The 26,238-nt window shown below is 70.1% G+C and carries 23 protein-coding genes; 10 read left to right on the top strand and 13 right to left on the bottom strand.

Annotated features, from left to right (window positions below):
- Position 1: 1 nt before the first annotated feature.
- From NR792_RS23275 to NR792_RS23260, 4 genes are all read right to left on the bottom strand, one after another.
- Positions 2-421: a DUF5684 domain-containing protein gene (locus NR792_RS23275; RefSeq protein WP_375754870.1), complete on the bottom strand. Its 420-nt coding sequence runs from the start codon at positions 419-421 to the stop codon at positions 2-4.
- A gap of 115 nt (positions 422-536) precedes the next feature.
- Positions 537-1,643: a type IV pilus twitching motility protein PilT gene (locus NR792_RS23270; RefSeq protein WP_338277930.1), complete on the bottom strand. Its 1,107-nt coding sequence runs from the start codon at positions 1,641-1,643 to the stop codon at positions 537-539.
- A gap of 1 nt (position 1,644) precedes the next feature.
- Positions 1,645-3,453: a type IV pilus twitching motility protein PilT gene (locus tag NR792_RS23265; protein ID WP_375754869.1), complete on the bottom strand. Its 1,809-nt coding sequence runs from the start codon at positions 3,451-3,453 to the stop codon at positions 1,645-1,647.
- 176 nt (positions 3,454-3,629) lie between these two features.
- Positions 3,630-4,169, bottom strand: coding sequence for an N-acetyltransferase (locus tag NR792_RS23260; RefSeq protein WP_120605084.1), 540 nt, complete (start codon positions 4,167-4,169; stop codon positions 3,630-3,632).
- A 270-nt stretch (positions 4,170-4,439) separates the two neighbouring features.
- On the opposite strand from NR792_RS23260, the gene NR792_RS23255 reads away from it, so the two are divergent.
- Together NR792_RS23255 and NR792_RS23250 are read left to right on the top strand one after the other, a co-directional pair.
- Positions 4,440-5,165 carry an ATP/GTP-binding protein gene (locus tag NR792_RS23255; protein ID WP_375754868.1) on the top strand — a complete coding sequence of 242 codons (726 nt, stop codon included), beginning with the start codon at positions 4,440-4,442 and terminating at the stop codon, positions 5,163-5,165.
- Complete coding sequence (locus tag NR792_RS23250; RefSeq protein ID WP_375754867.1) at positions 5,162-6,658, top strand: ATP-binding protein; 1,497 nt, start codon at positions 5,162-5,164, stop codon at positions 6,656-6,658. Before NR792_RS23255 ends, NR792_RS23250 begins: the two co-directional genes overlap by 4 nt.
- A 17-nt stretch (positions 6,659-6,675) precedes the next feature.
- On the opposite strand, the gene NR792_RS23245 is transcribed toward NR792_RS23250, so the two are convergent.
- Positions 6,676-7,809 (bottom strand): aquaporin, encoded by a 1,134-nt coding sequence (locus NR792_RS23245; protein ID WP_375754866.1) that lies wholly within the window; start codon positions 7,807-7,809, stop codon positions 6,676-6,678.
- A gap of 117 nt (positions 7,810-7,926) precedes the next feature.
- Between NR792_RS23245 and thiL the strand changes: the two genes are divergently transcribed.
- From thiL to larC, 8 genes are all read left to right on the top strand, one after another.
- Positions 7,927-8,889 carry a thiamine-phosphate kinase gene (gene thiL / locus NR792_RS23240; protein WP_375754865.1) on the top strand — a complete coding sequence of 321 codons (963 nt, stop codon included), beginning with the start codon at positions 7,927-7,929 and terminating at the stop codon, positions 8,887-8,889.
- 64 nt (positions 8,890-8,953) lie between these two features.
- Complete coding sequence (locus NR792_RS23235; protein ID WP_375754864.1) at positions 8,954-10,327, top strand: methyl-accepting chemotaxis protein; 1,374 nt, start codon at positions 8,954-8,956, stop codon at positions 10,325-10,327.
- Positions 10,328-10,351: 24 nt separating this feature from the next.
- Positions 10,352-10,774, top strand: a complete 423-nt coding sequence (locus NR792_RS23230; RefSeq protein WP_120524690.1) for a chemotaxis protein CheW — start codon at positions 10,352-10,354, stop codon at positions 10,772-10,774.
- A 71-nt stretch (positions 10,775-10,845) separates the two neighbouring features.
- Positions 10,846-11,214 carry a response regulator gene (locus NR792_RS23225; RefSeq protein WP_014400067.1) on the top strand — a complete coding sequence of 123 codons (369 nt, stop codon included), beginning with the start codon at positions 10,846-10,848 and terminating at the stop codon, positions 11,212-11,214.
- A gap of 67 nt (positions 11,215-11,281) precedes the next feature.
- On the top strand, positions 11,282-13,741 hold the full coding sequence (locus NR792_RS23220; RefSeq protein ID WP_375754863.1) for a chemotaxis protein CheW: 2,460 nt from the start codon (positions 11,282-11,284) through the stop codon (positions 13,739-13,741).
- Complete coding sequence (locus NR792_RS23215; RefSeq protein ID WP_375754862.1) at positions 13,738-14,328, top strand: chemotaxis protein CheC; 591 nt, start codon at positions 13,738-13,740, stop codon at positions 14,326-14,328. The genes NR792_RS23220 and NR792_RS23215 overlap by 4 nt, the downstream gene beginning before the upstream one ends.
- Before the next feature lie 57 nt (positions 14,329-14,385).
- A complete protein-coding gene (gene larB, locus NR792_RS23210) occupies positions 14,386-15,138 on the top strand; it encodes a nickel pincer cofactor biosynthesis protein LarB (protein WP_375754861.1) in 753 nt (250 codons plus the stop codon).
- 6 nt (positions 15,139-15,144) lie between these two features.
- Positions 15,145-16,311 carry a nickel pincer cofactor biosynthesis protein LarC gene (larC, locus tag NR792_RS23205; RefSeq protein WP_375754859.1) on the top strand — a complete coding sequence of 389 codons (1,167 nt, stop codon included), beginning with the start codon at positions 15,145-15,147 and terminating at the stop codon, positions 16,309-16,311.
- Here the strand turns inward: larC and NR792_RS23200 are convergent.
- The 8 genes from NR792_RS23200 to NR792_RS23165 form a co-directional block, all read right to left on the bottom strand.
- Positions 16,301-17,293, bottom strand: coding sequence for an LLM class flavin-dependent oxidoreductase (locus tag NR792_RS23200; protein WP_375754858.1), 993 nt, complete (start codon positions 17,291-17,293; stop codon positions 16,301-16,303). The genes larC and NR792_RS23200 overlap by 11 nt on opposite strands.
- 44 nt (positions 17,294-17,337) lie before the next feature.
- Entirely contained in the window at positions 17,338-17,685 is a 348-nt protein-coding gene (locus NR792_RS23195; protein WP_375754857.1) for a DUF3088 domain-containing protein, read from the bottom strand.
- Between the two features lie 80 nt (positions 17,686-17,765).
- Positions 17,766-18,518, bottom strand: coding sequence for a ferritin-like domain-containing protein (locus NR792_RS23190; protein ID WP_375754856.1), 753 nt, complete (start codon positions 18,516-18,518; stop codon positions 17,766-17,768).
- A gap of 49 nt (positions 18,519-18,567) precedes the next feature.
- Complete coding sequence (locus tag NR792_RS23185) at positions 18,568-18,747, bottom strand: hypothetical protein (RefSeq protein WP_375754855.1); 180 nt, start codon at positions 18,745-18,747, stop codon at positions 18,568-18,570.
- Between the two features lie 137 nt (positions 18,748-18,884).
- On the bottom strand, positions 18,885-20,177 hold the full coding sequence (fes, locus tag NR792_RS23180) for an enterochelin esterase (RefSeq protein ID WP_375754854.1): 1,293 nt from the start codon (positions 20,175-20,177) through the stop codon (positions 18,885-18,887).
- Positions 20,174-22,300 (bottom strand): ATP-binding cassette domain-containing protein, encoded by a 2,127-nt coding sequence (locus NR792_RS23175; protein ID WP_375754853.1) that lies wholly within the window; start codon positions 22,298-22,300, stop codon positions 20,174-20,176. Before NR792_RS23175 ends, fes begins: the two co-directional genes overlap by 4 nt.
- Positions 22,297-24,987, bottom strand: a complete 2,691-nt coding sequence (locus NR792_RS23170; protein ID WP_375754852.1) for an ATP-binding cassette domain-containing protein — start codon at positions 24,985-24,987, stop codon at positions 22,297-22,299. Before NR792_RS23170 ends, NR792_RS23175 begins: the two co-directional genes overlap by 4 nt.
- A 1-nt stretch (position 24,988) precedes the next feature.
- Positions 24,989-26,176, bottom strand: coding sequence for an HlyD family secretion protein (locus tag NR792_RS23165; protein ID WP_375754851.1), 1,188 nt, complete (start codon positions 26,174-26,176; stop codon positions 24,989-24,991).
- Positions 26,177-26,238 lie beyond the last annotated feature (62 nt).

The raw sequence follows: 26,238 nt of genomic DNA, 5'->3' as shown, positions 1-26,238 counted from the left end.
ACTACGCCGCGGCCACGCCACCGGAGGCGGCGGCCGGGCCCTGGTACTGCGCGTCGCTGAAGCCGAGGATGGCGTAGAAGACCGGACCGAGCAGCGCCAGGCCGATGCCGAAGCCCACGCCCTTCCCGAAGGACTTCGCCATGTCGATGCTGAGGATGAACAGCGCGATGATGTTCACGCACGGCAGGATGGCCAGCACCACCCACCAGGCCGGACGGCCGACAATCTTGGTGATCACGTAGAGGTTGTAGAACGGCACGATGGCCGCCCACCCCGGCTCGCCGGCCTTGGTGAACGTCTTCCACATGCCCGCGACGACCAGGCCGATGAAGGCCAGGTAGAAGATCCAGAACAGCGGACCCGGGCCCGCCGCCTGCTGGTCCTGCATCTGCTGCATCATCTCAAGCTGCTGCTGATCCATGACTTCCCCCTCGGAAGTATCGGGACCCACCTCGGTGGGCGGGTCCACGTTCACTCCCGAACAAATGCGAAGTCGGGGGGTGAATGCAAATTCCTTCACCTCCCAGGGGGGCGGCTCAGGCCTTCAGGGTCTCCGGCACCTGCCAGTCCGGCTTCAGCCGCTGGATGACCTTCACGAAATTCTCCTTGTCCTGGGCCTTCTCCAGGGCGGCGTCCGGGACGATGACGTCGTCCTTCACCAGCCGCTCCAGGTGCATGTCCAGGGTCTGCATGCCCACGCTCTGGCCGGCCTGCATCTTGGAGGCGATCTGGAACACCTTGCCCTCGCGAATCATGGCGGCGATGGCGGGACCGCCCACCAGGATTTCCAGCGCGGCGACGCGGCCCTTGCCGTCCGCGGTCTTGATGAGCTGCTGGGCGACGATGCCGGCCAGCGACTCCGCGAGCATTCCACGCACCTGGCCCTGCTCGTCCGCGGGGAAGGCGTTGATGATGCGGTCGATGGTGGCGGGGGCGCTGTTGGTGTGCACCGTGGCGAAGACGAGCACGCCGAAGCTGGCCAGCTGGAGCGCCAGCTTCATGGTCTCGTTGGTGCGAAGCTCGCCAATGAGGATGACGTTGGGGTCCTCGCGGCCGGCGGAGCGGATGGCGGTGGCGAAGCTGGAGGCGTGCGGGCCCACCTCGCGGTGGGTGACCTGGGCCTTGAGCGACTCGTGCACGAACTCCACCGGGTCCTCGATGGTGAGCACGTGCGACGCGCGCGTCTTGTTGATGTGGTTGATCATCCCCGCGAGCGTCGTGGACTTGCCCGAGCCCGTGGGGCCCGTCACCAGCACCAGGCCGCTGCGGCGGTCCGCCAGCTTGCGCACCACCTCCGGCGTCTTCAGGTCCTCCAGCGACAGCACCTTGCTGGGGATGGTGCGGAACACCGCGCCAATGCCGGTCATCTTGTAGAAGTAGTTCGCGCGGAAGCGGGCCTTGGTGCCGTAGCCGTAGGCGAAGTCCAGGTCCAGCTCCTCCACGATCTGCCGCTTCTGTTCGGGCGAGCAGATTTCGAAGAGCAGCGACTCCAGCTCCTCGGAGGTGAGGGGCTCGTCACGCAGGGGCACGAGCTCGCCGCGGATGCGGCCCAGGGGCGGATAGCCCACGCCCAGGTGCAGGTCGCTGCCCTTCCTGTCCAGCAGCACGTCGAACCAGGTCGCGATGCGAGGGGTGTCCGTCATGTCAGGCGCCCTTCTTGCCAAGCAGTGAGCCCACCTTGGACAGCATCCGCGCGCCCTCCTGGGCGGAGGCGGGCGGGGGCACGGTGGGAGCGGCGCCGGGCCTCCTGCCCGTCACCATGGCCTCGATCTCGTCCGGGTTCTCCGCGAAGCCCTTCACGGTCTCCAGCGTCGCCTTGCCCGAGCGCGCCAGGTCCGCGAGCGAGTCCTCGAAGCGGATGATGCCCAGCGACTTGCCGCGCTGCTGGAGGGAGGGGATTTGATAGGTCTTGTTGTCGCGGATGAGGTTGCCCAGGGCCACGGAGCCGGTGAGCACCTCCGCGGCGGCGACCATGGACTTGCCGTCCGTGGCAGGCATCAGCCGCTGGCTGACGATGAGGCGCAGGCCGCTGGAGAGCGACAGCCGCACCTGCTGCTGGTCCCCCGGCGGGAAGAGGTCGATGAGCCGGTCGATGGTCTTCGCCGCGCTGGGCGTGTTCATGGTGCTGATGAGCAGGTGGCCCGTCTCGCTGGCGGCGAGCGCCATGCGCACGGTCTCCGTGTCGCGCAGCTCGCCCACGACGATGACGTCCGGGTCCTCGCGGAGGCTGCCCTTGAGGGCGCTGGCGAAGGTGCGGGTGCTGGTGCCCACCTCGCGCTGGCTGATGAGGGCGCGCTTGCGCGGGTGCACGTACTCCACCGGGTCCTCCACGGTGAGCACGTGGTGCGTCGTCTCACGGTTGATGATGTCCACCAGCGCCGCGAGCGTGCTCGTCTTGCCGTGGCCGGACGGGCCGGTGAGCACGATGAGGCCCTGGTGGTGGTGCGTGGCCTTGGCGATGTCCGGGGGCAGGCCCAGCGACTCCAGGGTGGGGATCTCCCGGGCGATGAGGCGGAAGGTGCCCTTGAGGCCCGTGCGCTGGCGGCCCACGTTGACGCGGAAGCGGCCGGTGTCCTCGGAGTCCAGCGCGAAGTCCACGCTGCCGTCCCTCTCCAGCACGTGCCGCAGCCGCTCCGGGACGATGGGCAGCAGCAGCCGCTCCACCGTCTCCGGTGACAGCGGCGTGTCCTGGGGCAGCAGCTCCCCGGCGATGCGCAGCAGCGGAGGCCGTCCGGCCACCAGGTGCAGGTCGCTGGCGTTCATGCTGCGCGCCTGCTCCAGCAGCACCGCCAGGTCGCGCCCCGGAGCGGAGGTCGTGCGCGAGATGGGGATGACCCGCGCGGGGGGATTCGAGGTCGCGGCCGGATGGGCCGCCGCGCCCGCCTGGGGGGCTGCGGCGCCGGGGACGCCACGCGCGGGGGCGCCGGCCGGTGACACGCCTCCTGCCGGGGCCGCACGGGAGGCGTCCGCCGCGCTGAACCCACCGGGCTGCGCGGCTCGTGCGGCCGCCTCCCCGGGCGTGGGGCCGGCGGGCGTCCGCGCGGGCACGGGCGCGGACACCGCCGGGACTCCCGCGTAGGGCGTCCGCGTGGGCGCGGCAGCCGCCGCCGGAGCCGCGGCCGCCGCGGGAGCCGCGGCCTGCGCCGCACCCTCCGCGCCTCGCGTGAGGCGCACGTTCATCAGCTCGCCCCGGCGCACCGCCGCGATGGAGATGGAACCGAGGCCGGTGGCGTTCACCGTCCACTGCACGGGCGTCTCCGACACCGTGGACGCGCGCGCCATGCCCACCATCGCCTGGAGGGCCTTCACGAGATCATCGGTGGAGAGGGCGCCGGGATCGACGGGCTCGTACCCGGTGGCGCCGCGCACCATCGGGGGACGGCCGCTGGCCAGGGCCAGCTCGGTGATTCCAGGACGCGACAGATGACGCAGCAGCTCTGCGAGCGGTTTCATTCGGGGGGAGGCCCCACCGCTGCCGTGCGTCAGGCCCGGCGGGGTGGAAACTCCGCCGAGGATAGTCGACCGCCGCGCCCCAGGTCACCCTGGGGGCATGCCCCCCAACGCACGACGGGAGCGGCCGTGTGAGGGCCCCTCCCGTCGGGTACAGCCGGTGTGTGGGGTGCGGCGGACTACAGCTCGCGGGACATCAGGAGCCGCAGCTTGCCGGACTTCTTGGAGACCACCGTGGCCACCGTGGTGAAGCCCGCCTTGCGGTAGAAGCCCACCGCGGGCGCGTTCGCGGGGTCCACGCGCAGGGCGATGGTCTTGCGGTACATGTCACGCGCCGCGTCCAGCGCCTTGTCGAGCAGCATCGCGCCCACGCCGTGGCGCCGCAGCTCCGGCTTCACCACGATGTTGCGCAGGTAGGCCGCGCCCGGCACCGGGCCGTCGCGCTCCACCGTCACGTAGCCCACCACCTGGTTCTGGATCCGCGCCACGTGGAGGAAGGGCTTGAGCTGGGTGAGGGCCTTGAGGCTCTCCTCCTGGCTCTCACCCCGCCCCTTCCAGGGCTCGGAGTTGGCGCGAAGGGCCGACACCGTGGTGAGGTCCTCGTCGGTGGGCGGACCGAATTTGACCCCGTTCACCAGATCATTGGGGAGCGTCGCTCCTTCCAGCACCGGCGTGGGGGCCGCCACCTCGACGCCAGGGTCCACCTGCTTCATCGTCATCGCCTTGCTCCTCCGTCGCGTCCGCGATCCTAACCGGTCCCCCCGTACCCATGCACGCGATCATTCCGCGCGCATTGTCCTGTTTTCCGTGTGGGGAGACGTCCTCCTCCCAGGCGGGGAGCAGGAATCTCTCGAAACGCCACGCGAGAGAGCGTCATTCCGGGAAGACGCGTCCCGTCTCGCTGTCTGGACTGCGAGCGGCCTTCCGCGCGGGACGTGAGGCCATTATAAAACCCCTGTCCGGGTCCCCCTCGGTCCGAGCTCTGCCCCTTGCAACTCAACCACGCCCAGCGCGAGCTGACGCTCAAGATCGTCTATTACGGCCCCGGGCTCAGCGGGAAGACGACGAACTTGCGCAAGCTGCACGCGCGAGCGCGGCCGGACGTGCGAGGGCGCCTCCTGTCGGTGGACACCCACGACGACCGGACGCTCTTCTTCGACCTCTTGCCCGTCTTCTTCTCCACCTCCACGGGCTTCAAGGTGAAGGTGAAGCTCTTCACCGTGCCCGGTCAGGTCATCCACAACGCCACGCGGCGGGTGGTGCTGCAGGGCGCGGACGCGGTGGTCTTCATCGCGGACAGCCGGCGCAACGCGTCCCAGGAGAACAACGCCTACTGGCGCAACCTCCAGGAGAACCTGCGGGAGATGGAGCTGGACCCCACGCAGGTGCCGGTGGTCATCCAGTTCAACAAGCGCGACCTGCCGGACAGCCTGACGGACGCGGAGCTGGCGGAGGTGCAGCGCCGGGGCAGCCAGCCGGTGGTGGGCTCCGTGGCCGTGCGAGGCGAGGGCGTGGTGGAGACCTTCCACGCCGTGGTGCAGACGGCCTGGCGCGCGCTGGAGGGCCGGGCGCAGCTGTCGCGCAACGTGGGCCTCAGCGAAGAGGAATTCCTGGGGCAGATCTTCCGTCACATCGACCTGAGCGGCACGGAGCTGGAGGGGCGCTACGGGCCTGGCTCCATTCCCGGCGGCAGGGAGAGCGGGAGGGCGCCATGAGCGGCGCGTCAGGCGGAGGACCCCGGAACACCGTGAGCGCGCCCCGGCGCGAGTCCGCGCTCCAGCGGCGGCTGTCGTTAGGGGACCTGCTGGACCTGCCGTCCTTCACGGAGGTGGTGAAGGGCTTCAGCGACCTGTACCGCGTGGGCATCAAGGTGCTGGACACGCGCGGCAACAAGCTGGCGGACGTGAAGGTGGGCCACGGCGACTTCTGCGCCTACGTCTTCTCCTTCCCGGATGGCCGCCACGCGTGCACCGCCATGGTGGGCCGGGTGAAGGACGGCCCCGTGCTGCCGGAGGCCGGCGGGCGCGTGGCGGACGGCGACGTGTCGGAAGCGGCGGGCCTCATCGCGCTCACCTGCTTCACCGGCCTGCGCTACGTGGTGATGCCGGTGCGCTGGGACGGCGACCTGCTGGGCCGGGTCATCCTGGGGCCCTTCACGCCGGAGGAGCTGACGGACTTCCCCCAGACGCTCACCGGCATCCAGGGGCTGGACCTGGAGCGCGCGCAGGAGCTCCTGGGCCGCGTGCGCCGCGTGCCGGAGCGCACCGCCGCGCAGGTGCTGGGCCACTTCGGCCAGGTGCTGGGCGCGCTCGTCGCCAGCGGGCAGAAGGCGTACCTGGCCACGCACCTGCACCTGGAGTCCACGCTGGAGGTGCACCGCGAGCTGGAGGCGCAGAACGCGCGGCTGCTCCAGGCGAACGCGCGGCTCAAGGAGCTGGACCGGCTGAAGTCCACCTTCCTGGGCACGGTGAGCCACGAGCTGCGCACGCCGCTCGCGTCCATCCTCGGGTACTCGGAGATGATGGCGGAGGGGCTGGCGGGGCCGCTCAACCCGGAGCAGCTCCAGTACGTGCGCACCATCGTGGAGAAGGGCGAGACGCTCCTCTCGATGATCTCCTCGCTCCTGGACCTGAGCCAGATTGAAGCGGGCCGCCTGCGCCTGTCCATGGCGCCGGTGGACCCCGGCTACGTCATCCAGACAGCCGTCTCCAGCGTGCTGCCGCAGGCGCAGCGCAAGGGGCTGGAGCTGGAGGTGCGGCTGCCGCACACGCCGCAGCCGAGGCTCGCCGGGGACTTGGACAAGCTGCGCCAGGTGGTGGTGAACCTGCTGGCCAACGCGGTGAAGTTCACGCCCGCGGGCGGCCGGGTGAAGGTGTCGCTGTCGGACGCGGCGATGCAGCAGGAGCTGGGCGTGCCTGGCTACCGCATCAGCGTGGAGGACACCGGCGTGGGCATCCGCGCCGAGGAGTTCGAGCGCATCTTCCAGAGCTTCTACCAGGTGGACGGCAGCTCCACGCGCGAGTTCGGCGGCGCGGGGCTGGGCCTGGCCATCGTGAAGAGCCTGGTGGAGGGCCACGGCGGCCGGGTGCGCGTGGAGAGCGAGTTCGGCCACGGCTCGCGCTTCATCGTCCAGCTGCCGCTGCACCCGCCCATGCAGGACCGGGGGCTGTCCGCCGCGCCGCCCATGCCGGAGCCGGACCGCTTCTAGACATCAGCGGGCTCGCGTCAGGTGAGGGCGCGGGGGCCTTCCGGAGCGGGGCCGCCGCTGACGACGTGCAGCCGCTCCCAGCCCTGGCGCGCGAGGAGCTGGTGCAGCTTGGGCCGCAGCGCCGCCTGAAGCGCCTTCGCGCCGGACTCGTCCTTCAGTGACAGCGTGGGCAGCGACCAGCGCTCGCGCACGCGTGCGTCCATGCCCGGCGCCTGGCCCGCGACGTCGATGAGGACGTAGTGCGACGCGGGCACGCTCCGGTCGCGCGGTGGCGCGGCGCGCAGGTTCGCCTCGCGCATCAGCGTCGCCACGGCCAGCGGCGGCCCGTCATCCAGGCCCGAGCCCGGAGGCGGCGACACCACCGCGCGGGCCCGGTCCGGGTGCGCCAGCGCGTTGAAGAGGGCGGCGGCCAGGTGCGCGGGCCCTGCCTCCGCGCACTCGAAGACGACCGTCTCCACGGCGGTGGCCTCGGGCCGGGGCGTGCCGCCCAGCAGCCACCGGAAGAGGAACACCGCCAGCGCCGCGCCCAACAGCTGCGCCGCGATGAAGGACTCCACCTCCCACGGGCTCATCACGCCCAGGTGGGCACTGGCCGCGCGCGCCAGCACCAGCGCCGGGTTCGCCAGCGAGCGCGAGTCCGTGAACCACACCGTCGCGGCCACGTACCCCGCGATGGCCAGCGGCATCGCCGACGGACGCGTGCGCACGCAGCCGCGCACCACCACCAGCAACCCGAACGTGGCCACCATCTCCGTGAGGAACCGGGCCCCGTCCGCCGCGGGCAACTTCGAGGTGAGCAGCAGCGGCTCGTTGCACATGAGGTGCGCCACCAGCCGCCCCACCAGGCTGCCGGACAGCTGCGCCAGCGCGTACAGCGGCACCTCGCGCCAGGGCGTCCTGTCCCCCAGCGCGTCCGCGAAGGTGAGCGCGGGGTTCAGGTGCGCGCCCGACAGCGGACGGAGCACCCACAGCAGGCACGCCAGCACCGCGCCGCACGACAGGGACATGAAGAGGCGTCCCTCGGTGGCGCTCGCGCCCAGGTGCTCCGCGACGTGGTGCGAACCCTCCAGCGCCACCACCAGCAGCGCACACCCCAGCGCTTCCGTCACCAGCCGGCGGCGCAGGTCCATGGGGGGGACGGAAGAGGGCACTCCCTGTCCTATGCCTGGGCGGTCCGACACCGTCAACGCAATGGGGCCCGCTCCCGCCCGCTGGTTCGCTGGTCAGCATTGCGTCACCGGGCGCGGGCGTGGTCTCTCTCACCCCTCATGCCCGGCGAGTTCGACCTCATCCAACGCTTCCTCGCCTGCTTCCCGCGCGCGCGGGTGCCGGTGGGCCCGGGGGACGACTGCGCCGTGCTCGCGCCCATGAAGGGCGCGCTGTGCGTCACCACCGACGCCGTGGTGGAGGACGTGCACTTCACCCGCGCGACGTTCTCCGCCGCCGACATCGGCCACAAGGCGCTCGCGGTGAACCTGTCGGACCTGGCCGCCATGGGCGCCACGCCGCGCTGGTTCGTCTGCGCGCTCGCGCTGCCTGGGGACTTCCCGGTCCGCGAGCTGTCCGCGCTGGGCCGGGGCATGGCCGCGCTCGCGAAGGAGCACCGCATCATGCTCGTGGGCGGCAACTTCACCTCCTCGCGCGAGGTGTCCGTCACCCTCACCGTCACCGGCGAGCTGTCCCGGCCGCCCCTCACCCGCGCGGGCGGCAGGCCCGGAGACCTCCTCTACGTCTCCGGCACGCTGGGCGACGCGCGCCTGGGCCTCCAGCACCTCCAGGCCGGGGTCCGCCGGGGCGCGGCCGTGAAGCGCCAGCGCCGCCCGGAGCCCCGCGTCGCCCTGGGACGGCTCGCCGCGCGCTTCGCCTCCGCTGGCATGGACGTGTCGGACGGACTGGCCCAGGACCTGGGGCACCTGTGCGCCGCGTCCCGGGTGGGCGCGCAGCTGGAGCTGGACCGGCTGCCCCTGTCGCCCGCCGTGCGCGCGGCGCTGGGCCCGGAGGGTGCCCTGAGGGGAGGGGAGGACTACGAGCTGCTGCTCGCCGTCCCACCTCCACGCATGCAGGCGTTCGAGCGGGCGTGTGCCCGCGCCGGGCAGCCGGTGACGCGCATCGGTATGCTCACCCGGGAGAGAACGTTGCGGGTTCACGACGCAGGGGGGCGCCTTCTGACCCCTCCCCGGGGATTCGATCACTTCGCCCGGTCAGGCAGGCAGATCCGGTCGGATGATTGACCCGTACCGGACAGCAAGGCTAAACCCCTGGGCTGTTTTCCGCCCCTCCCGCTGAAAGCACTCCGTGCGCCGCCCCCTTCGCGACGACCCCCCCTCTGGCCTCACCCCCCGACGCGAGCCGGTGCAGCGACTGCTGCGCGCCGTCGAGGGTCCCAAGGTGGTCCGCGAGCAGTCCCTGCACCGGAAGATCACCACCGGCTACATCCTGCTGGGCCTGCTGCTGGGCACGTGGCTGCTCTGCACGGAGAGCCTCTTCGACGCGTCCTGGGGCCACTGGAGCTTCATCATCCGGGTGGGCGTGGGTGTGCTCATCACCTTCGGTGGCGCCACGTTCCTGCCGTCCCTGCTGGCGCGCGTCACCCGCGTGAAGGTGCTCAGCCGGTCCGCCTTCGAAATCTCCCAGGGGGATTTGTCCAAGCCCGTGGCCGCGGAGGTGCACAGCACCCGCGACGAAATCGACGAGCTGACGGGCGCCATCTCCCGCATGCAGGAGAACCTGCGCGAGCTGGTGGGCAAGATTCAGGACACCGCCAAGAGCGTGGCGGACACCGCCATCGACCTTCAGCGCAGCGCGGAGAACGTCAACGGGTCCACGGAGGAAGTGGGCTCGTCGATGGAGAAGATCGCCAGCGGCGCGGAGACCCAGTCCCAGCTGGTGTCCCAGGCCTCCAAGGTCATCACGGAGATGGCCGGCAGCATCCAGCGCACGGCGGCGAGCGCGCTGGACGCGGCCCGCACGTCCGCGGAGACCAGCAGCAGCGCGGAGGACGGCTCCAAGGCGGCGCGGCTCGCGGGCGACAAGGTGAAGAAGGTCTTCAACCGCATCGAGTCCGCCAGCCAGCAGGTGTTCGCCTTCGGCGAGAAGACGCAGGAAATCTCCAAGATCGTCGACGCCATCACCCAGGTGGCGCAGCAGACGAACCTCCTGGCCCTCAACGCCACCATTGAAGCGGCGCGCGCGGGCGAGTACGGCCGCGGCTTCGCGGTGGTGGCGGACGAGGTGCGCAAGCTGGCGGAGAGCGCGGGCCGCTCCGCGGAGCAGATTTCGCGCCTGGCGCGCGACATCTCCGGCCAGTCCACCTCCGTCGTGAGCGCCATGAAGGAAGGCATCGCGGAGCTGGCGGAGGGCCGTGAGGACCTCACCGACATCATGCGCTCCATGGGGGCCATCACCGACACCGCGCGCAAGGGCGCGGAGAAGGTGACGCTCATCTCCGACAGCACCCGCGAGCAGATGAAGGGCAGCGAGGAGATGGTGAAGGCCATCGAGGAGATCAAGCTCGTGGCGAAGAACAACGCCAGCTCCACGGAGGCCATCCAGGCCGTCATCCAGGAGCAGACGGCCGCGGTGTCGCGGATGACGTCGCTGGCGAGCGAGCTGACCAACCTCTCCGTGGAGCTGCAGAGCGTGGTGCGCAGCTTCCGCCTGGGGCCCTGAGCCCCCGGCCCAAGGGCCTTCACCGTGCGGCACGTCATCTTCCGGGTCGAGAAGGAACGCTACGGGTTGCCCTTGTCGGCCGTCCGGGAGGTCGTCGTGCCCCCGGAGCGCTACACGCGGGTGCCCCGCGCCCCGCCCGCCATCACCGGCGTGATGAACCTGCGCGGCCGGGTGGTGACGGTGGTGGAGCTGCGGCAGCTCTTGCACCTGCCAGAAGGCCCCACGCCCCTGTGCCGTGTCGTGCTACTGGACCGGGGTCGGAGGGATTTGGGCCTCCTGGTGACGGACGTGGACGGCATCGAGGCGGTGGAGCGCGTGAGCGCGGCCCCGGGCAAGGTCATGCCCGCGGTTCGCGGCGTTGCCCGCCTGGGCGGTCTGGGAGTGACCGTGCTGGATCCGGAAGGACTTGATGCGGCGGTCGTTGCCTTGTTCACTCCCTCCAAGTGAGTAGCCCCCCGGAAACGGCCGGTGATAGGGTGCGCTCCCTCTAGGCCTGAAACGGAGGCGGAGTTCTTCACATGGCTAAGCGGGTGCTGGTCGTCGACGACGCCATCTTCATGCGCAACATGATCAAGGACATCTTTGCGTCTGGAGGGTTCGAGGTCGTCGGTGAGGCGGCCAACGGCCTGGAGGCCGTGGAGAAGTTCAAGGAGTTGAAGCCGGACCTCACGACGATGGACATCGTGATGCCCTTCAAGAGCGGCATCGAAGCGACGCGGGAAATCATCAAGGCCGACAGCAGCGCGGTCGTCATCATGTGCTCGGCGCTCGGACAGGAGAGCCTGGTGATGGAGGCCATCGAGGCGGGTGCCTCGGACTTCATCGTCAAGCCGTTCCGGGCGGAGGACGTGCTGGCGGTCGTCAAGAAGGTGCTGGGCGAGGCCTGAAGCGGCGCGAAAGGGGGCCGCGCCCGCCCGGGTCGCGGTCCCGTCCGCCTGAAGGAGGTGCCGGCTCATGACGATGGACATGTCCCGGTACCTGGGCCTCTTCATCTCGGAGGCCACCGAGCACCTGGAGGCGCTCGGGCGGGACCTCGTGGCGCTGGAGCGCGAGGCCACCGCCAGCACCGTGGACTCGATGTTCCGGCACGCCCACTCGGTGAAGGGCATGGCGTCGTCCATGGGCTTCGAGCCCATCGCGATGCTGGCGCACCGGGTGGAGGACCTGGTGGACGCGGTGCGGCAGGACCGCAAGCTCCTGGACCGGGACCTGGTGGACCTGCTGCTCAACGCCGCGGACACGCTCACGGCCCAGGTGCGCGCCGTCGCGTCCAACCGCGAACCGGAGCTGGCCGAAGGGCTGCTCAAGCAGCTGGGCACCCGCGTGGAGGCGCTCACCGGGCATGCCCCCGCCGCCACCCGCGTGGCCCACGTCAACGCGCTCAAGCCCGCGGCCCCTTCCGGAGATGACGGGGAAGGGTCGGGGGGAGGAGAGGGGCCTTCGGGCGCCTCGGGTCCAGGGACGCCGGGAGGCTCCGCCGGACCGGCGCCGGGCGTGTCGGGCGCGGGGACTCCGGGCAGCGCGGCGGGCACCTCGGGCGCCGGTGCGACGGGAGCTCCGGGACCTGGCGCGGCGGGAGGGGCGACCTCCGCGTCGGCGCTCGCGAGCGCGCCGGGCACGGCGGCAGCCGCTTCGGGGGCCTCGGGTTCGGATGCGGTGGGGCCGGGAGCGGCCGGGAGCAACGGGGCGCCGGGGACGGGCGCTCCGGTGGGCGCATCCGTCGCGGCGGTGCCCTCCTCGCTGACGGTGATGCCGCCGGCCACGCTGATGCCGCCGCGCGACCTGAGCGGCCCGGAGGCCCTCTACGGCGCCCCCGTCGCGCGGTCCCTGGCGGCGGTGCCGGAGAGCGACCCTTCCGCCTCCGTGGCCACGCTGGCCACGGGCCTCAAGGCCGTCACCAGCGTCGCGGAAGGCAAGCCCGCCGCGCCCCGCTGGTCCGTGCGGCTGCGCATCTCCCCCACCTGCCAGGTGCCCGGCGTGCGCGCGTTCCTGGTGCACAAGCGGCTGTCCACCCTGGGCACGCTCGTGGACCTGCGGCCGCCCCTGGAGGAGCTCAAGGCGGGCCGCATCCCCGACGGCTACATCCAGGTGGACGTGGAGACCGGCGTGGGCGAGGCCGGCATCCAGACGGCCCTGCGCAACGTGGCCGAGGTGGAGGTCGTCTCCGTCACCCCCTCCGTCCCGGAGCCGCCCCCGCTCCCCGTCGCCGCGCCCGCGTCGGACCCCACGCGGGGCGCCAACACCGACGCGGGCTCGCGCACGGTGCGCGTGCGCACGGAGCTGCTCGACTACTTCCTCGACACGGTGGGGGAGCTGATGCTCGCCACCGCGCGCCTGCGCGAGGTGGGCAAGGTGCTGCCGGAGAACACGCGCCCCGCGCTGGAGGAGGGCGTCTACCGGCTGCACACGCTGGTGAAGGACCTGCACGACAAGGTCATGAGCGCGCGCATGACGCCGCTGTCGCTCATCACCGACCGGCTGCCCCGCGCCGCGCGCGACCTCGCCCGCCGCAAGGAGCGCGAGGTGGAGCTGGTCATCACCGGCGCCGAAATCGAGCTGGACCGCGCCATCCTCGACGAGCTGGCGGATCCGCTGCTGCACCTGTTGCGCAACTGCATCGACCACGGCCTGGAGTCGCCGGAGGAGCGGCTGGCCGCGAAGAAGTCCGCGCGCGGCCGGGTCACGGTCACGGTGCGCCGCGCCCGCGACCGCGTCATCATCGACATCGAGGACGACGGCCGGGGCATGGACCCCGCGAAGCTCAAGGCCTCCGCGCTCAAGCGCGGGCTCATCACCGAGGACGCCGCCCAGCGCATGGCGGACCGGGACGCGTTCCTCCTGTCGTGCCTGCCGGGCGTCTCCACCGCCAAGGACATCACCGACATCTCCGGCCGCGGCGTGGGCATGGACGCGGTGAAGCGCGTGGTGGAGAGCGTGGGCGGCACGCTCGAAATCGACAGCGAGCGCGGCCGGGGCACCGTCTTCACGCTGCGCCTGCCGCTCACCGTCGCCGTGGTGCACCTGCTTCTGGTGGAGGTGGGCGAGGAAGTGTTCGGCCTGCCCATCGCCAAGGTGGTGGGCGCCACGGAGGCGGATCCGCAGGCCCTGAGCAGGAGCCGTGAAACGGCGCTCCTGCCCCACGGCAACGGCCTGTTGCCGGTGCACGCCCTGGAGGTGCTCCTGGGCGTGCCCGCCGCGCCCAGGCCGGGCTTCCGGCCCTTCGTGGTGATGGAGGGCGACGCCGGCACCGGCAAGGTGGCGCTGGCGGTGGATCGCCTCCTGGGGCAGGAGGAAGTCGTACTCAAACCCTTGTCCCGCCCCCTGGACTTGCTGCCGGGATTGTCCGGCGTGACCATCCTGGGCAGCGGTCGTCCCGTGTTCATCCTGGACGTCCCGAGGTTACTGACCGCGTGAGCCCCCCCCTGCCCAGTGACGCGCAGCTCGACGCCCTGCGCGAGGTGGCCAACATCGGCTGTGGACATGGCGCCAACGCCCTGGCCCGGCTCGTGGGTGGCCGCGTGGACCTGTCCGTCCCCGAGGTGCGCGTCACGGACGCCGCCCACGGCCCGGCCCTCTTCGTGGACGACGCCCCGGCCGTCGCCGTGCGCCTGGGCATGACGGGCGAGCTGCGCGGCGCGCTGGTGCTCACGCTGCCGTCCGTGGACGCGCAGGCGCTGGAGTCCGCGCTCGTGCGAGGCCACCCCGCGTCCCCCGAGGAGCGCGAGAGCGCCCTGGCGGAGGCCGCGAACATCCTCGCCAGCGCGTGCCTGTCCGCCATCGGGCGGCTGACGGGCTGGCGGCTCTTGCCCTCGGTGCCCCACCTCCAGCGGGGGCCCGTGCGGCCGGTGCTGGCGGGCGTGCTGGGCGACGTGGAGCCGGGGCCGGGCGTGGTGCTGGCGGCGCGCTTCTCCGCCACGGGCCCCACGAACCTGGGCGGCCAGATGCTGCTGGTGCTGGAGCGCGGGAGCGCCCAGGCGCTGCTGTCCCGGCTGGGCCTGTAGTCCACCGCCTGTCGTCCGCCTGGAGGACCGGGGGCGGCTGGGGTAGACCGCTCGCCCATGGACGAGAAGGCGCTCAGGGCCCTGCTGGGCCAGGTGAAGACGGGCAAGGTCAGCCTGGACGATGCGGTGGGCAAGCTGAAGGACCTGCCGTACGCGGAGCTGGGCTACGCGACGGTGGACACGCACCGCAACCTGCGGTTCGGCTTTCCGGAAGTGGTGCTGGGCGAGCCCAAGACGGTGGAGCAGATCCTGGGCATCGTGGGCGCGCTCGTGGAGCGCAAGCAGACGGTGCTGGTGACGCGCCTGCAGCCGGACAAGGCGGAGGTCCTCGTCGCGCGCTTCCCCAAGGGCCAGTACCACCCGGTGGCGCGCATCTTCCACCTGCCCCAGCGCAAGGTGAAGGCGGGCCGCGTGGCCATCGTGACCGGAGGCACCAGCGACCTCCCCGTGGCGGAGGAGGCCGCGCTCACCGCGGAGGCCATGGGCGCGGAGGTGCGGCGCGTCTACGACGTGGGCGTGGCGGGCATCCACCGGCTCCTGCGCCGGCGTGACGAAATCCAGGAGTGCCACGTCGCCGTGGCGGTGGCGGGCATGGAGGGGGCGCTCGCGAGCGCGCTGGGCGGCCTCGTCGGCATCCCCGTGGTGGCGGTGCCCACGTCGGTGGGCTACGGCGCGAACCTGGGGGGCATCTCCGCGCTGCTCTCGATGGTGAACTCGTGCGCCTCCAACGTGGCCACGATGAACATCGACAACGGGTTTGGCGGCGGCTTCTACGCGGCGCTCATCTCCCGCACCAAGGGCCGGAGCTGAAACGCCATGCGACGCATCCTCTACCTGGAGCCCGTGGGCGGCATCGCCGGGGACATGTTCCTGGCGGCGGGCATCGACCTGGGCGTGTCGCCGGACGCCATCGCGCAGGCCCTGTCCGGCCTCAACGTGCCGGGCTGGAAGCTGGCGGTGTCGCGCGCGGTGCGCCACGCCATCAGCGGCACGCACCTGGACGTGGTGCTGGACGCGAAGGAGGCGCACCCGCACCGCGCCTACGCGGACATCCGCCAGCTGATTGAGTCCGCGCCCACGCTGCCGGAGCGCGCGAAGGCGCGGGCCCTGGCGGTGTTCCGCGCCATCGGCGAGGCCGAGGCGAAGGTGCACGGCGTGTCCATCGACGCCATCCACTTCCATGAGGTGGGCGCGGTGGACTCCATCGTGGACATCTGCGGCGCCGCCGTGGTGCTGGAGCTCTTGGGCGACCCGGAGGTGCACGCCGCGCCGCCGCCGCTGGGCAGCGGCACCATCCGCGTGGCGCACGGCCAGATGCCCATTCCCGTGCCCGCGACGCTGGAGCTGTTGCGCGACGTGCCCGTGCGCTTCGAGGGCGTGGGCGAGCTGACGACGCCCACGGGCGCGGCGCTGCTCAAGGTGCTGACGCGGATTGGCCACCCGCCGGACTTCATCGTGGAGAAGGTGGGCTACGGCGTGGGGACGAAGGACTTCCGTGACCGGCCCAACGTGCTGCGCGCGTCGCTGGGCCGCGTGGAGGCGCAGGCCACCGAAGGGCTGTGGGTGGTGGAGGCGAACCTGGATGACGCCACGCCGCAGCTCCTGGCGCACCTGGTGGAGCGGCTCCTGGAGGTGGGCGCGAAGGACGCGTGGGTAGCCCCGGTGGTGATGAAGAAGGGCCGGCCGGCGCACCTCTTGGGCGCGCTGGTGGAGGGCGGCCTGCGCGAGGCGGTGGTGGACGCGCTCCTGAGTGAGTCCACGTCGCTGGGCGTGCGCTACCACCGGGTGGAGCGCCACGCGCTGGAGCGCGACTTCGTGCAGGTGGAGACGCCCTGGGGGAAGGTCCGCGTGAAGCGCGGCCTGCGCGACGGCCGGGTGCTCAACGCGCACCCGGAGTTCGACGACTGCGTCCGGCTGGCCCGGGCCGCGGGCGTGCCGGTGAAGCAGGTGATGGCCGCCGCGATGGCGGCCCTCACGCGTTGAGACGGGTCAGGATCCCAGCCGCGATTTCAAAAGAATGGAGCCGTGCGGCGTGGTCATAGATTTGGGACGTGAGCAGCAATTCGTCGGGCTGGCCCAACTCGATGAACTCTTCGATGTGCTGGCGCACGGTATCGGGTGCGCCGACTGCGGAGCAACAGAAGGCCTGTTCCGCGACCTCCCTTTCCTCGGTCGTCCAGAACGCGTCGAGATTGTCCGCAGGAGGCGGGAAGGGCGCGTCCGCCTTGCGCCGACGGTAGGTGAAATGCTGCTGGAGCGTGGTGAAGAGCCGCGCTCCTTCGGTGTCCTCGTCTGCGGCGTAGACGTTGAGCCCCAACATCACGTAGGGCTTGCCAAGCTGAGGCGAGGGCTGGAATTCGTTGCGGTACGTGTCCAGCGCATCGCTCATCTGCCCGGGCGCGAAGTGAGAAGCGAATGCGTAGGGCAGGCCCAGCTTCGCGGCCAATTGCGCGCTGAACAAGCTGGTTCCGAGGATCCACAAGGGCACTTCCATCCCCGCGCCGGGGACGGCTCGCACCGCCTGGCTTGGCTGCGGCGGCTGGAAGTACGCGTGAAGCTCCGCCACATCAGCTGAGAAGTTGTTCGCGCCCTCGACGTAATGACGAAGGGCTTGTGCCGTCACCTTGTCTGTTCCAGGTGCGCGCCCCAATCCCAGGTCAATCCGCCCTGGGTGGAGCGAAGCCAGGGTCCCGAACTGCTCCGCTACGACCAGGGGCGAATGGTTGGGCAACATGACGCCGCCCGCCCCTACACGAATCCTCGAAGTGCTTCCCGCGACGTAAGCAATGACAATGGAGGTAGCGGCGCAAGCGATGCCCAGGGTGTTGTGGTGTTCAGCCAACCAAAAGCGGTTGTAGCCCCATCGCTCGGCATGCTGAGCCAGGTCCAGGGTGCGGCGGAAGGCATCCGCCGGGGTGGTTCCTTGCATGATCGGCGAGAGGTCGAGGATTGAGAACGGAATCATGCCCTCTCCAGCGCTTGAGGGAATGCTGAACTAGCTGAGCAGTGCTAGTGCGGAATCCCCACGCCATGTTGCTCAGCGAGGTACTGGCTGATGGCAACCTTGTCGGTGATGAACCTGTGGGCGCCATGCTCCCGCACCCATTCAGGCTTGTTGGTCCTGGAGTGGGGGGCCAGCACCAGGACAGGGCATCCCTGGTTGCCTTCGCCCAGCAGTTCGACAATCGCTGGACGAGGCCGGGCGTAGTCTACGTAGCGCACCTGCACGACGTCCCGCAGGCGGGGATAGAAGCCAAGCACGCCTTCGACATAGGCGCAGGAGGGACAGAAGTACCGCGCCTCGTCCCCTGCATCCTGGAAGTCAGGCTTCAACAGGAACAAAATGTCTGTGTCCATGAGGTGAGCCCGTGGTGATGCGACGACGCGCGACGCTGGGCGCGCCAGCGCGTCGGCAGTGACAGTGGGAACCGGCGACTTCAGGCGGACATGCCGCCCGCTTCACTGGGAGGCCGTCCTACCTCCGCCAGGGTCAGCTCGTTGAACTGCATGAGCCGGGTGTTGACGATGTCCCAGACGAACTCCCCGTGCTTTCCCGCCAGGGCGTCGTCCATCAGCTTCGCGGTGTAGCCCACGTGGCTGACTTCATCGCTCATCAGCGTGTCCAACAGCTTGCCGACGTGCTCCCGCGAGGACTCCACGCAGAAGGTCTGCGCGACGGGCCGGGTGAGCATCTGGTTCACGAGCGTGCGGATCTCCGCCACGTTCATCTGAAGGAGGTTGTCCACCAGCTCCTGCTCGGAAAAGGCTGGCAGGGTGGTTTGCTCCAGCGTCTTCAAGTCGGGTGAGAACTTGTTCATCGTCTCGCGGACGTCGGGCGACACCGAACCCCGGAAGACCAGATTCACCATGCCCGAGTACATGTGTGAGTGACGGGCCTCGTCCGCGGCATGCGAGCGAATCATGCCGGCGATGTCCTCGTTCACCGAGGCACGCCCGGCGAGCTCCCAGAGCTTTCCCGCGCCCCAGCCCTCTGTGGCGGCATTGTCGACGAGACAGTTTGCCAGCCATTGCGGATCATGGGCGTGCTCGCGGAACCGCTTGCCGTACCAGGCCTGGGAGTAGGGAGGGGGATGTGCCCCGAATGCAGACCGGAGGCACCGGCTGTAATGCTCGAGCGGACCAAACTGACCCCGCTCGTGCAGTCGCTGGATGATGAGTTCTGCAAGCATGTTCACGGGCACATCCCCTTTCAATCAGGAACTTCTGGACGCGCTGCGACTAGGCGGCGAACGGCGCATTGCGGGCGAAGAAGATGCAGCCCTCGTCGCCGGCGACCGGACCCGCGCGGACGCCCGTCTGCATACGGGTGCCACCGGTCACGGTGACCTTCTTGCTCTTGTTGGCGTTGATGGCCTTCTGCTCCTCGGAGGACAGCTCGAACGAGATCTTCTGGTCCATTGTGTGTTCCTCGGGTTGGCCCATCCTGGATGAATGAGAGGGGATGAGCAGGACTGATTGTTGCCTTTGCTCTGGGTGAAAAGCAAATCAGCCGTGAAAATCATGTGAAGTGTGGTTTTCGTGCCGCAGGTGCTCGTTCACTCGGCTGAGTCTTTGTTGAACCTTGGCGCTGCCTTTGGGTGTGAATTTCCAGTCAGGTTGATGAGCCCATGCGCGATTCCTCCGCGCCAGCACACGTAGTCGTGAGCGCCCGAGAACTCGTGGTAGCTGACGTCATATTGCTTTGCTTGCAAAACGTCCCGCAGGTGCCGATTGGATGTGAGGACACTGGGGCCGTGGCCTGGCGTGGGGCCTGAATCCAGACGGCCCGTCTCCAGATAGAAGCGGAGGCCCGGTGCGGGCCGATGAACCGCTTGCCGGGTCAACCACTCAGGCTCCGGGTCCCCCTCGGGTGCCCACCAGAAGGAGCCGGATTGGGAGAGGACCCGCCCGAAGACATCCGGGTGTCCGAAGCCGCAGAAGACGGCGGCCAGCCCGCCGTAGCTCGAGCCTGCGATGACGGTGTCTTCCGGGGCCTCCGACAGGCCGAGCTCCTCTTGGAACCAGGGGACCAGCTCCCGCGCGAGGAAGTGGCTGAAGCGCGCATTGCATGGCAACTCCTGGTTCCGGTGGAGCTGCTCCACCATGACGCACGTCACGGGTGGGATGAGCCCTTCCGAAATCAGGTTGTCCAGCGTCGTTGCCATGCCCAGACGGAGATAGGCGCTGCCGTCCAGGAGGACCACCAGGCCAGGGCGCTCCCCCGTGGGTTGGGTGGGAGGACGGTAGACCCAGAGGTTCCGCGTATCGCCGAGCAGCTCACTGGTGAAGGCATAGGACTCCACCTCGCCCCGGGCCGTTCCCTCACGCGGGAGGAGCCAGGGTTGCGCGGGGGCGTCGGGCAGCTCGATGACGGACACCGGAGGAATCCCTGGCACGAGCTGGAACTGGAGCGGGTTGAGCGGGTCCAGGCGCCATGCGGCGAACCGCTCCTGGAAATAGGCGGTCTCCTGTTCCGGCGAAAGCCCTGCCACGCTGAGCAGTGGGTCGTCCGGGGACAGGCAGTAGGTCGTTCGCAGGTCCCTGGGAACCCGATACGTGCGGTACCAGAGGTCGGTCCTGCCCAACCGCTCCATCTGGTTCTCATGCGGCTGCCAGCCATGCCGCAGGCCCGGCACGATGGTGAGGTTGCGCACCTCGCGATCCTGTCGCCAGACGAGGGTGAGCAGGACCTCCTGGGAACCGTCGTCCAGCGACTCCACCAGGGGGCTCCCGTTCGCGCGCAGGTCCTCCCAGAAGACGCGGAGTGCCTGGTCCTCGCCCTGTGACAGCCGCCGTTCCAGCTCGGCGATGCGAGGGCTCATGGGCTGAAGGGGGCGGGGGCTCGTCATGGGTGGGCCACCACCAGCAGGGAACGGGCGTGGCGGCGAACACAGCCCATCACCTGCTCCAGGGTGGAAGGATCGAGCGCCGCGAAGCTCTCATCCAGGATGACCAGCGGCGCGCGTTGCAGGAGCGCCCGCGCGATGAACACCCGGCTGCGCTCCCCGTGCGAGAGCTGCCAGCCCGTCTCTCCGACAAGCTGGTGCAGTCCTCCCGGCATGCGTTGCAGCAGCTCCCCCAGCCCCAATTCATGGCAGAGCGCCTCGGCCCGCTGCAGATCCTCGGGATGGCCGGGCCACTCACCGCCCATCAGGAGGTTGAAGGCGAGGGTGCCTGTGAACACGTGGTTCTCGTGGAACTGGGGCGCGGCCACCACCCGCGCCCTCCAGCCGCGCGGCCCCAGGGTCTTCCAATCGCGCCCCTCGACCAACAGGAGCCCCGTGGTCTGGTGTCTCAAGCCCGCGAGCAGGGACGCCAGCGTGGACTTGCCTCCGCCTGACGCCCCCTCCAGCAGGACGCGGTCCGTGGTCTGGATGGTGAGGCTGACGTCGCTCAGGACGCTGTGGTCCCGGCGCTCGTAGCGGTAGGACAGATGGCTGGCGTCGATGAGTGTGCGGGGCGCGGCCTCCGCCGTTCCCGGCACGACCACCTGCTCTGGAGCGCCGCCAGGCATGGACCGGCGGTTGGCCTGCAAGACGTGCTGGACCTCGCGCCAGGAGCTGGCCGCCGCCGCCAGGTCCAGCATCGCGAACGTGAGCTTGCGCAGCGAGGGATAGGCCAGCAGCAGCCCGCCCAGCCCCGTCGCGAGTCGTAGGGGGTCGGCTCCGGAAATGAAGGGTCCTGCAAGGCCCGCGATGCTCAGGCACAACCAGATGGGTGGGAGGAGCGAGGTGAGCCGCACTTCGCTCCGCTCCTGCTGAGCGCTGGCGCCCACGTAGCGCGACAGCAGCTGGTCCTCACCGTGGTGCCACTGTTCCCGCCGCTCCTGGATCAGTCGGGTGCGGTGGCCCAGCATGCGTTCGATGAGGCCATGGGTCAGCGACAGGCGCGCGCGCGTCCAGTGGCTCCGGGCCCGGTAGAAGAGGAGCCCCAGCACGGCCGCGACGACAATCGCCAGGAGCAGGAATCCGCTCTGCCACAGGCCTCCGGCGCCCGCGGAGAGGAGCACCGCCGCCACGAGCAGCTCCAGGAGCGCCGAGGAGGCCTGGAGGGTCCCGTTCAGGAGGAAGACCTCCAGGTTCTCCGTCTCGAACGTGGTGCCCATCAGATGGCCGATTCCCTGCCGCCGGACGTCCTCGGGGGCCATGTTCATCGCGCCCGCCAGCAGGTGCCGCCGCATCATGGAGCCTGCGAGCAGCGTCAGGGTCCCGCTGCACCAGACCGAGAGCAGCCGCAGGGGGACCATGCTGCCCAGCGCCAGGGCCCACGCGAACAGCCAGCCAGAGGACGCATCGTTCTGCGTCAGGATGAGTCCCAGCAGCCACCACGAGGCGACCGCGAGCGCACCCTGGGCGGCATAGAGGGACAGCAGCGCCCCCAGGTAACGGAAGAGCCCGGCTTGTCGGGCCTGGCGCAGCAAGGGGGCGGAGGCCGGGCTGCGGATGAACCAGCAACGCTCGACGCGGAAGGAGCGCAAGAGCTCCATGCGCAGTTGCTGGCGGACCTGCTCCCGGCGCTCCGGGCCGATGTTGCCCTGCGTGAGGATGCGTTCGACCCGCTCGGCGGGCATCTGCTCGATGTCCGCGCACACGCGCGAGCGCACCTCCTCCAGCGAGCACAGGTGGATGGAGCGGTCCGGCGCCAGGAGCCGGAGCTGACGGCCTTTGCGTCCCACCAGGGCCAGGAGCTGCGTCTGGGAGCCCGGGAGCTTGAGCAGGGCGGGGCCCGCGCTCGACAGGAGCTGGTCGAATTCGCCGTAGTGGGTCCCCAGCCGCTCGACGTCGACACCAAACCACTCGGAGCTGGAGACGAGCCAGTCATGGAAGGTGTCGGGGTCGCAGGTCTCCAGCCACGCGGGGGCCGCGGGCGCCGCGACCGTGCGCAGCTCCATCCCAGCCATTCGTGCGAGGACCTGGAGGGCCTCCGTGGCGCGGCTGGCGGGCCACACGGCCGTGCCCAGTGCATCGCTCATGGCCCTGCTCCGTCACGCTCCTGGATGTGGCCATCCACCATCCGCCACCGGCGCCAGTCAGGGTCGTTCCAGAGCATTTCCTGAGAGCGGACCTCCCCCTCGAGCAGCTGGCGGTAGGCGGACGTGGGCCGGGCGCACAGTTCGTCCGGAGCGCCGTCCTCGACCAGGCGCCCCTGCTGGATGACGAGCACCCGGGGAAACTCCCGCGTCTCCTCGATGTCGTGGGTGACGCACAGGAGCGTCGTGTCCTTCCACAAGGCCCGGGCCTTGCGCAGGAGCGCCTGTCTCCGCTCGCGATCCAGCCCGCGGAAGGGCTCGTCCAGGACCACCAGCCGCGCTGCTGTCCGGTGCATGGCTCTCCCCAGGCGCACGCGCTGGCCCTCTCCTCCAGACACGAGGGCGCCTCCCTCTCCCAGGGGGGACTGCAGGCCTTCGGGCAGGTGCTCCAGCACCGAAAGGAGCTCCGCCTGCTGGAGCAGCTCCCCCAGCGCGGAGGGGACATGCGTCGGGGCTCCGTAGGAGAGGTTCTCCAGCAGGGAGCGGTTCCAGAGTTGGGTGGCGGGGTCCACCCAGGCGACGTGGGGAAGGAACTGCTCCAGATGGGCCCCTTCCAGGCGCTGCCCATCCACCTGAACGGTCCCGGTGGCGGGCTGCTGGAGTCCCAGCAGCAGGTGCGCGAGTGTGGACTTGCCCGCGCCCGAGGGACCGACCACCGCCACGTGCGACCCCGCTGGCAGGTGCAGGGTGAGGTCCGACAACAACGTATGCCCCAGGGCGCGTACCTCGACCTGCTCCAGCCGGATGTCGGCGCCCGTGGAAGGCGCCGGGCTGGCGGTGGCGGGCGTGCGTGTGACTGGCGCCGCGGAGCCTCCGGACCCCAGGGGCTCGAGCGCCCGCATCAGCACGTTGCGATGGACAGGGTACTCGCGGGACGAAGCCGCGATGGACTGCCCGAGCACGGGAACGCGCAGCGCCCAGAACGCCACCAGCAGGACATTGGCGTTGGTGGTCTGGGCATGGCTCCGGTAGCTCACGAACAGCCACACCGCGACCGCCACGGCCACCAGCGCCTGCAAGGCCTCGGTGAACAGCGACGCGGACAGGACCGACCGGGAGGCATGGGACCAGCCCACGAGCAGGCGCTCCTGCTCGCGCAGCATGGAGCGCTCGGCGCCGTGGGTGCGAATGGGCATCAACCCCAGGAACGCGTCCAGGTAGAAGCGCCCGAGCGCACCGGAGTGGGTGCGGACGCGCAGGTCCGACTGCCGGATGATGGGCTGGAGCAGCAGCGGCGCCGCGATGGCCAGGGCCGCCGCCGTGAGCACGGGGAGGGCCAGGGACGGGGCGAGCCAGATGAGACCGCTCGCGATGAAGGTGAACTCAAGCACGTCGCGGGCCGTGCGCCCCACGAGCTCGGGCAGGTTGCGGACAAGGTGGAGCTGGTGGCTGCGGTGCCCCATGTCGGAGCTGAGGCGGCTGGAGAAGTACCGGTCGCTCAGCCGGGGAAGCACCTTGAACAGCTCGATGCGCAGGCGGACCTCCAGGCCGCGCCCCACGCGCTTGAGGGCCGCGGCCACCGGCCACTCCAGCAGGATCATGGCCATCAGCAAGACCACGACCGCGAGCATCGCGCCTGCCCGTTCCCGGGGCGTCCCCAGCAGGGATACGAGGTCGATCAGACCTCGGAACAGCAGCGCCTGGACCACCAGGGTCATTGCCGTCAGGACCAGCCCGGCTCCCAGGGCCAGCAACGCACCGATGCCCTCTGTCCGCAGCTGCTCCCAGAGAAATTGCCCGGGCCGTGCGGGGGGCTCGGAGAGGGCGGCGGCCAGCTCCGGAGGCAGCGAAGCCCTGTCCGGTGCCGCGGCGGGAGCGGTGCCGTCCGCCACCGCGGTGGCCGGGCGCACCTTCAGCAGCACCGCCCCCGACATGAGCACGGCCTCGTCTTCCCCCTCCTCCACGGGCATCGGCTTCGCCGACCAGTACATGGGGGGAATGACATCCGAGACGGTCACCCCTGGCGCGCGCGCCAGCTCCCACAGGGCCTGGACGCGCTCGGTCGTTCCCCCCAGGGAGGTCACCATGCGCGTGGCGGCGTCGAGCGAGGCCATGGCATACCAGGAGGCGTCATCACGGGCGCGCGTGAGGAGCCGGTCCGCTTCCGGCAGGGTGGCTCCCAGCCGACGGAGCCGGCTGCGCATCGCGGCTTCAAAGCCTGCCGCCAGCGCGAGGGACCGCCAGTCCTCCGCGGCGACCGCCAGGGAATGGAGATAGGTGTCCTCGACGAGCCGCGCCGCCCGGACCCACCGCCGGCCGGAGGCCGGATCCATGATCTGAACAAAGCCGCCCACCCGCTTCCAGACCACGATGAAGTGGGGCGCTCCGCTGGGGAGGCGTGTCACCAGGATGGCAGGGAGCAGATCCACGCCCGGCTGGAAGAGATGATCCAGCGGGACGACGTGCTGCCCGGCGTTGAAGCCCAGGTGCGAGCAGATGGACTCGAGCGTGTCGATGGAGGTCCCATCGACGGTGGTCTGACAGACTTCACGAAGGTGACCGTAGTGGAGGAAGACGCCCATTCCGCCCAGCAGGGACTTGAGCGCCGCCGGGCCACAGTCCATGGCGGAGGTCTGGATGACTTCGGGCACGTTCCAGGTGTGTTTCTTCGCGGGGGGAGACGTGCGCATGTCAGTGGGCCTCGGGCGTCTCGAGGGAGTCTCTCCCCATGGCATCCAGCCGCTGTCCCAGCGCCTGGAGCGCCAGGGTGGCAGGGGACGCGCGAGCCAGCTCCACGTCGACAATTCCACCCATCCCATGTTGAAGGACGAGCGGACCTGACGGCGCGGAGGGAATGGAAAGCTCTACGCGGACGCGCCCTTCACGAAGCTCGCTGGCGACATGTGACACCGTGACGGGAAGCTTGCCGAACTGGGTCCAGGGAAAGCCATTGAACCGGACGAAGGCGTGCTGGCCAGGGTGGATGCGAGCAATGGCCGCGCTCGGTGAAAAGTCAGCCACGACCTGAAGCTGTCCCGGGGGAAGGATGGATGCCAGCCCTTCGCCCTCGTGAACGTAGCGCTCCAGCTGAAGCGGAATGCGCTCCGCGAGCAGCCCCGCGACGGGGGCCCGGATGAGGCGTTGTTCAATCTGGTGGGTCAGGCGCTCGATGAGCCACCGGTCGCTTTCGATTTCACCGTCGAGCAGGGAGAGGTCTCGCTTGAGCCGTTCAAGCAGGACCTGGCGGGCGCCTTCGGAGAGGCGGGAGTCCCGCGCGGTACGCGCCATCGCGATCCGAGACACCTCGGATTGAGCCTGTTGCTGCTGTGCGCGCACCACCGCGAGCTCTTGCTCCGCCTCCGATGCGAAGCCCTGGGCCAGGAGCGTTCCGACTCGCGCCGCTTCGTTGTTGGCTTGCGCGGTCAGCGTTCCGGACTGCTCCTGACGCAGCCGGGCCTCTGCTATCGACAGCCGCGCTGTCTCCTCGACGTCTTTCTGGAGGGACAGCTCGATTTGATACTCATTCGCCAGGAGCGTCCGCTGCGCCATGCGCGCGTTGCGGCGTGCCTCGGTTGCCTCCAGCTCAAGGCGCTGGGCCTTGGTGTCGAGCTCGAAAAGCAACTCACCCTGGGTCACGGCGCGGTTCAGCTCGGAGACATGGATGCGTGCGATGCGCCCGGAGACGGGCGCTTCAATGGGATGCGCGGTCTGGCTGACCTCCAGCCGGGCGGGAGCGGATTCTGAAACAGGGACTTCAGCGGAGAAGAACCAGGCCGCCCATAATCCCATCACCAGGATTCCTGCCAGCATCCACCCCAGGCTGCGCCAGAGAGAATGCACACGAAGCGATTCAAGCGTGTTCGAGAAGTCCGAGGCCATGGCCGCTGGGTTCGCCCCCACCACTGGATGACGCAACGTGGCCCGACTAAAGCACGGAATGC

It is taken from the genome of Corallococcus exercitus (assembly GCF_042231735.1).
GTDB lineage: Bacteria > Myxococcota > Myxococcia > Myxococcales > Myxococcaceae > Corallococcus > Corallococcus exercitus_B.
Note: the sequence above shows the minus strand (reverse complement) of the source record. Positions and strands in the feature narration are given on the sequence as shown.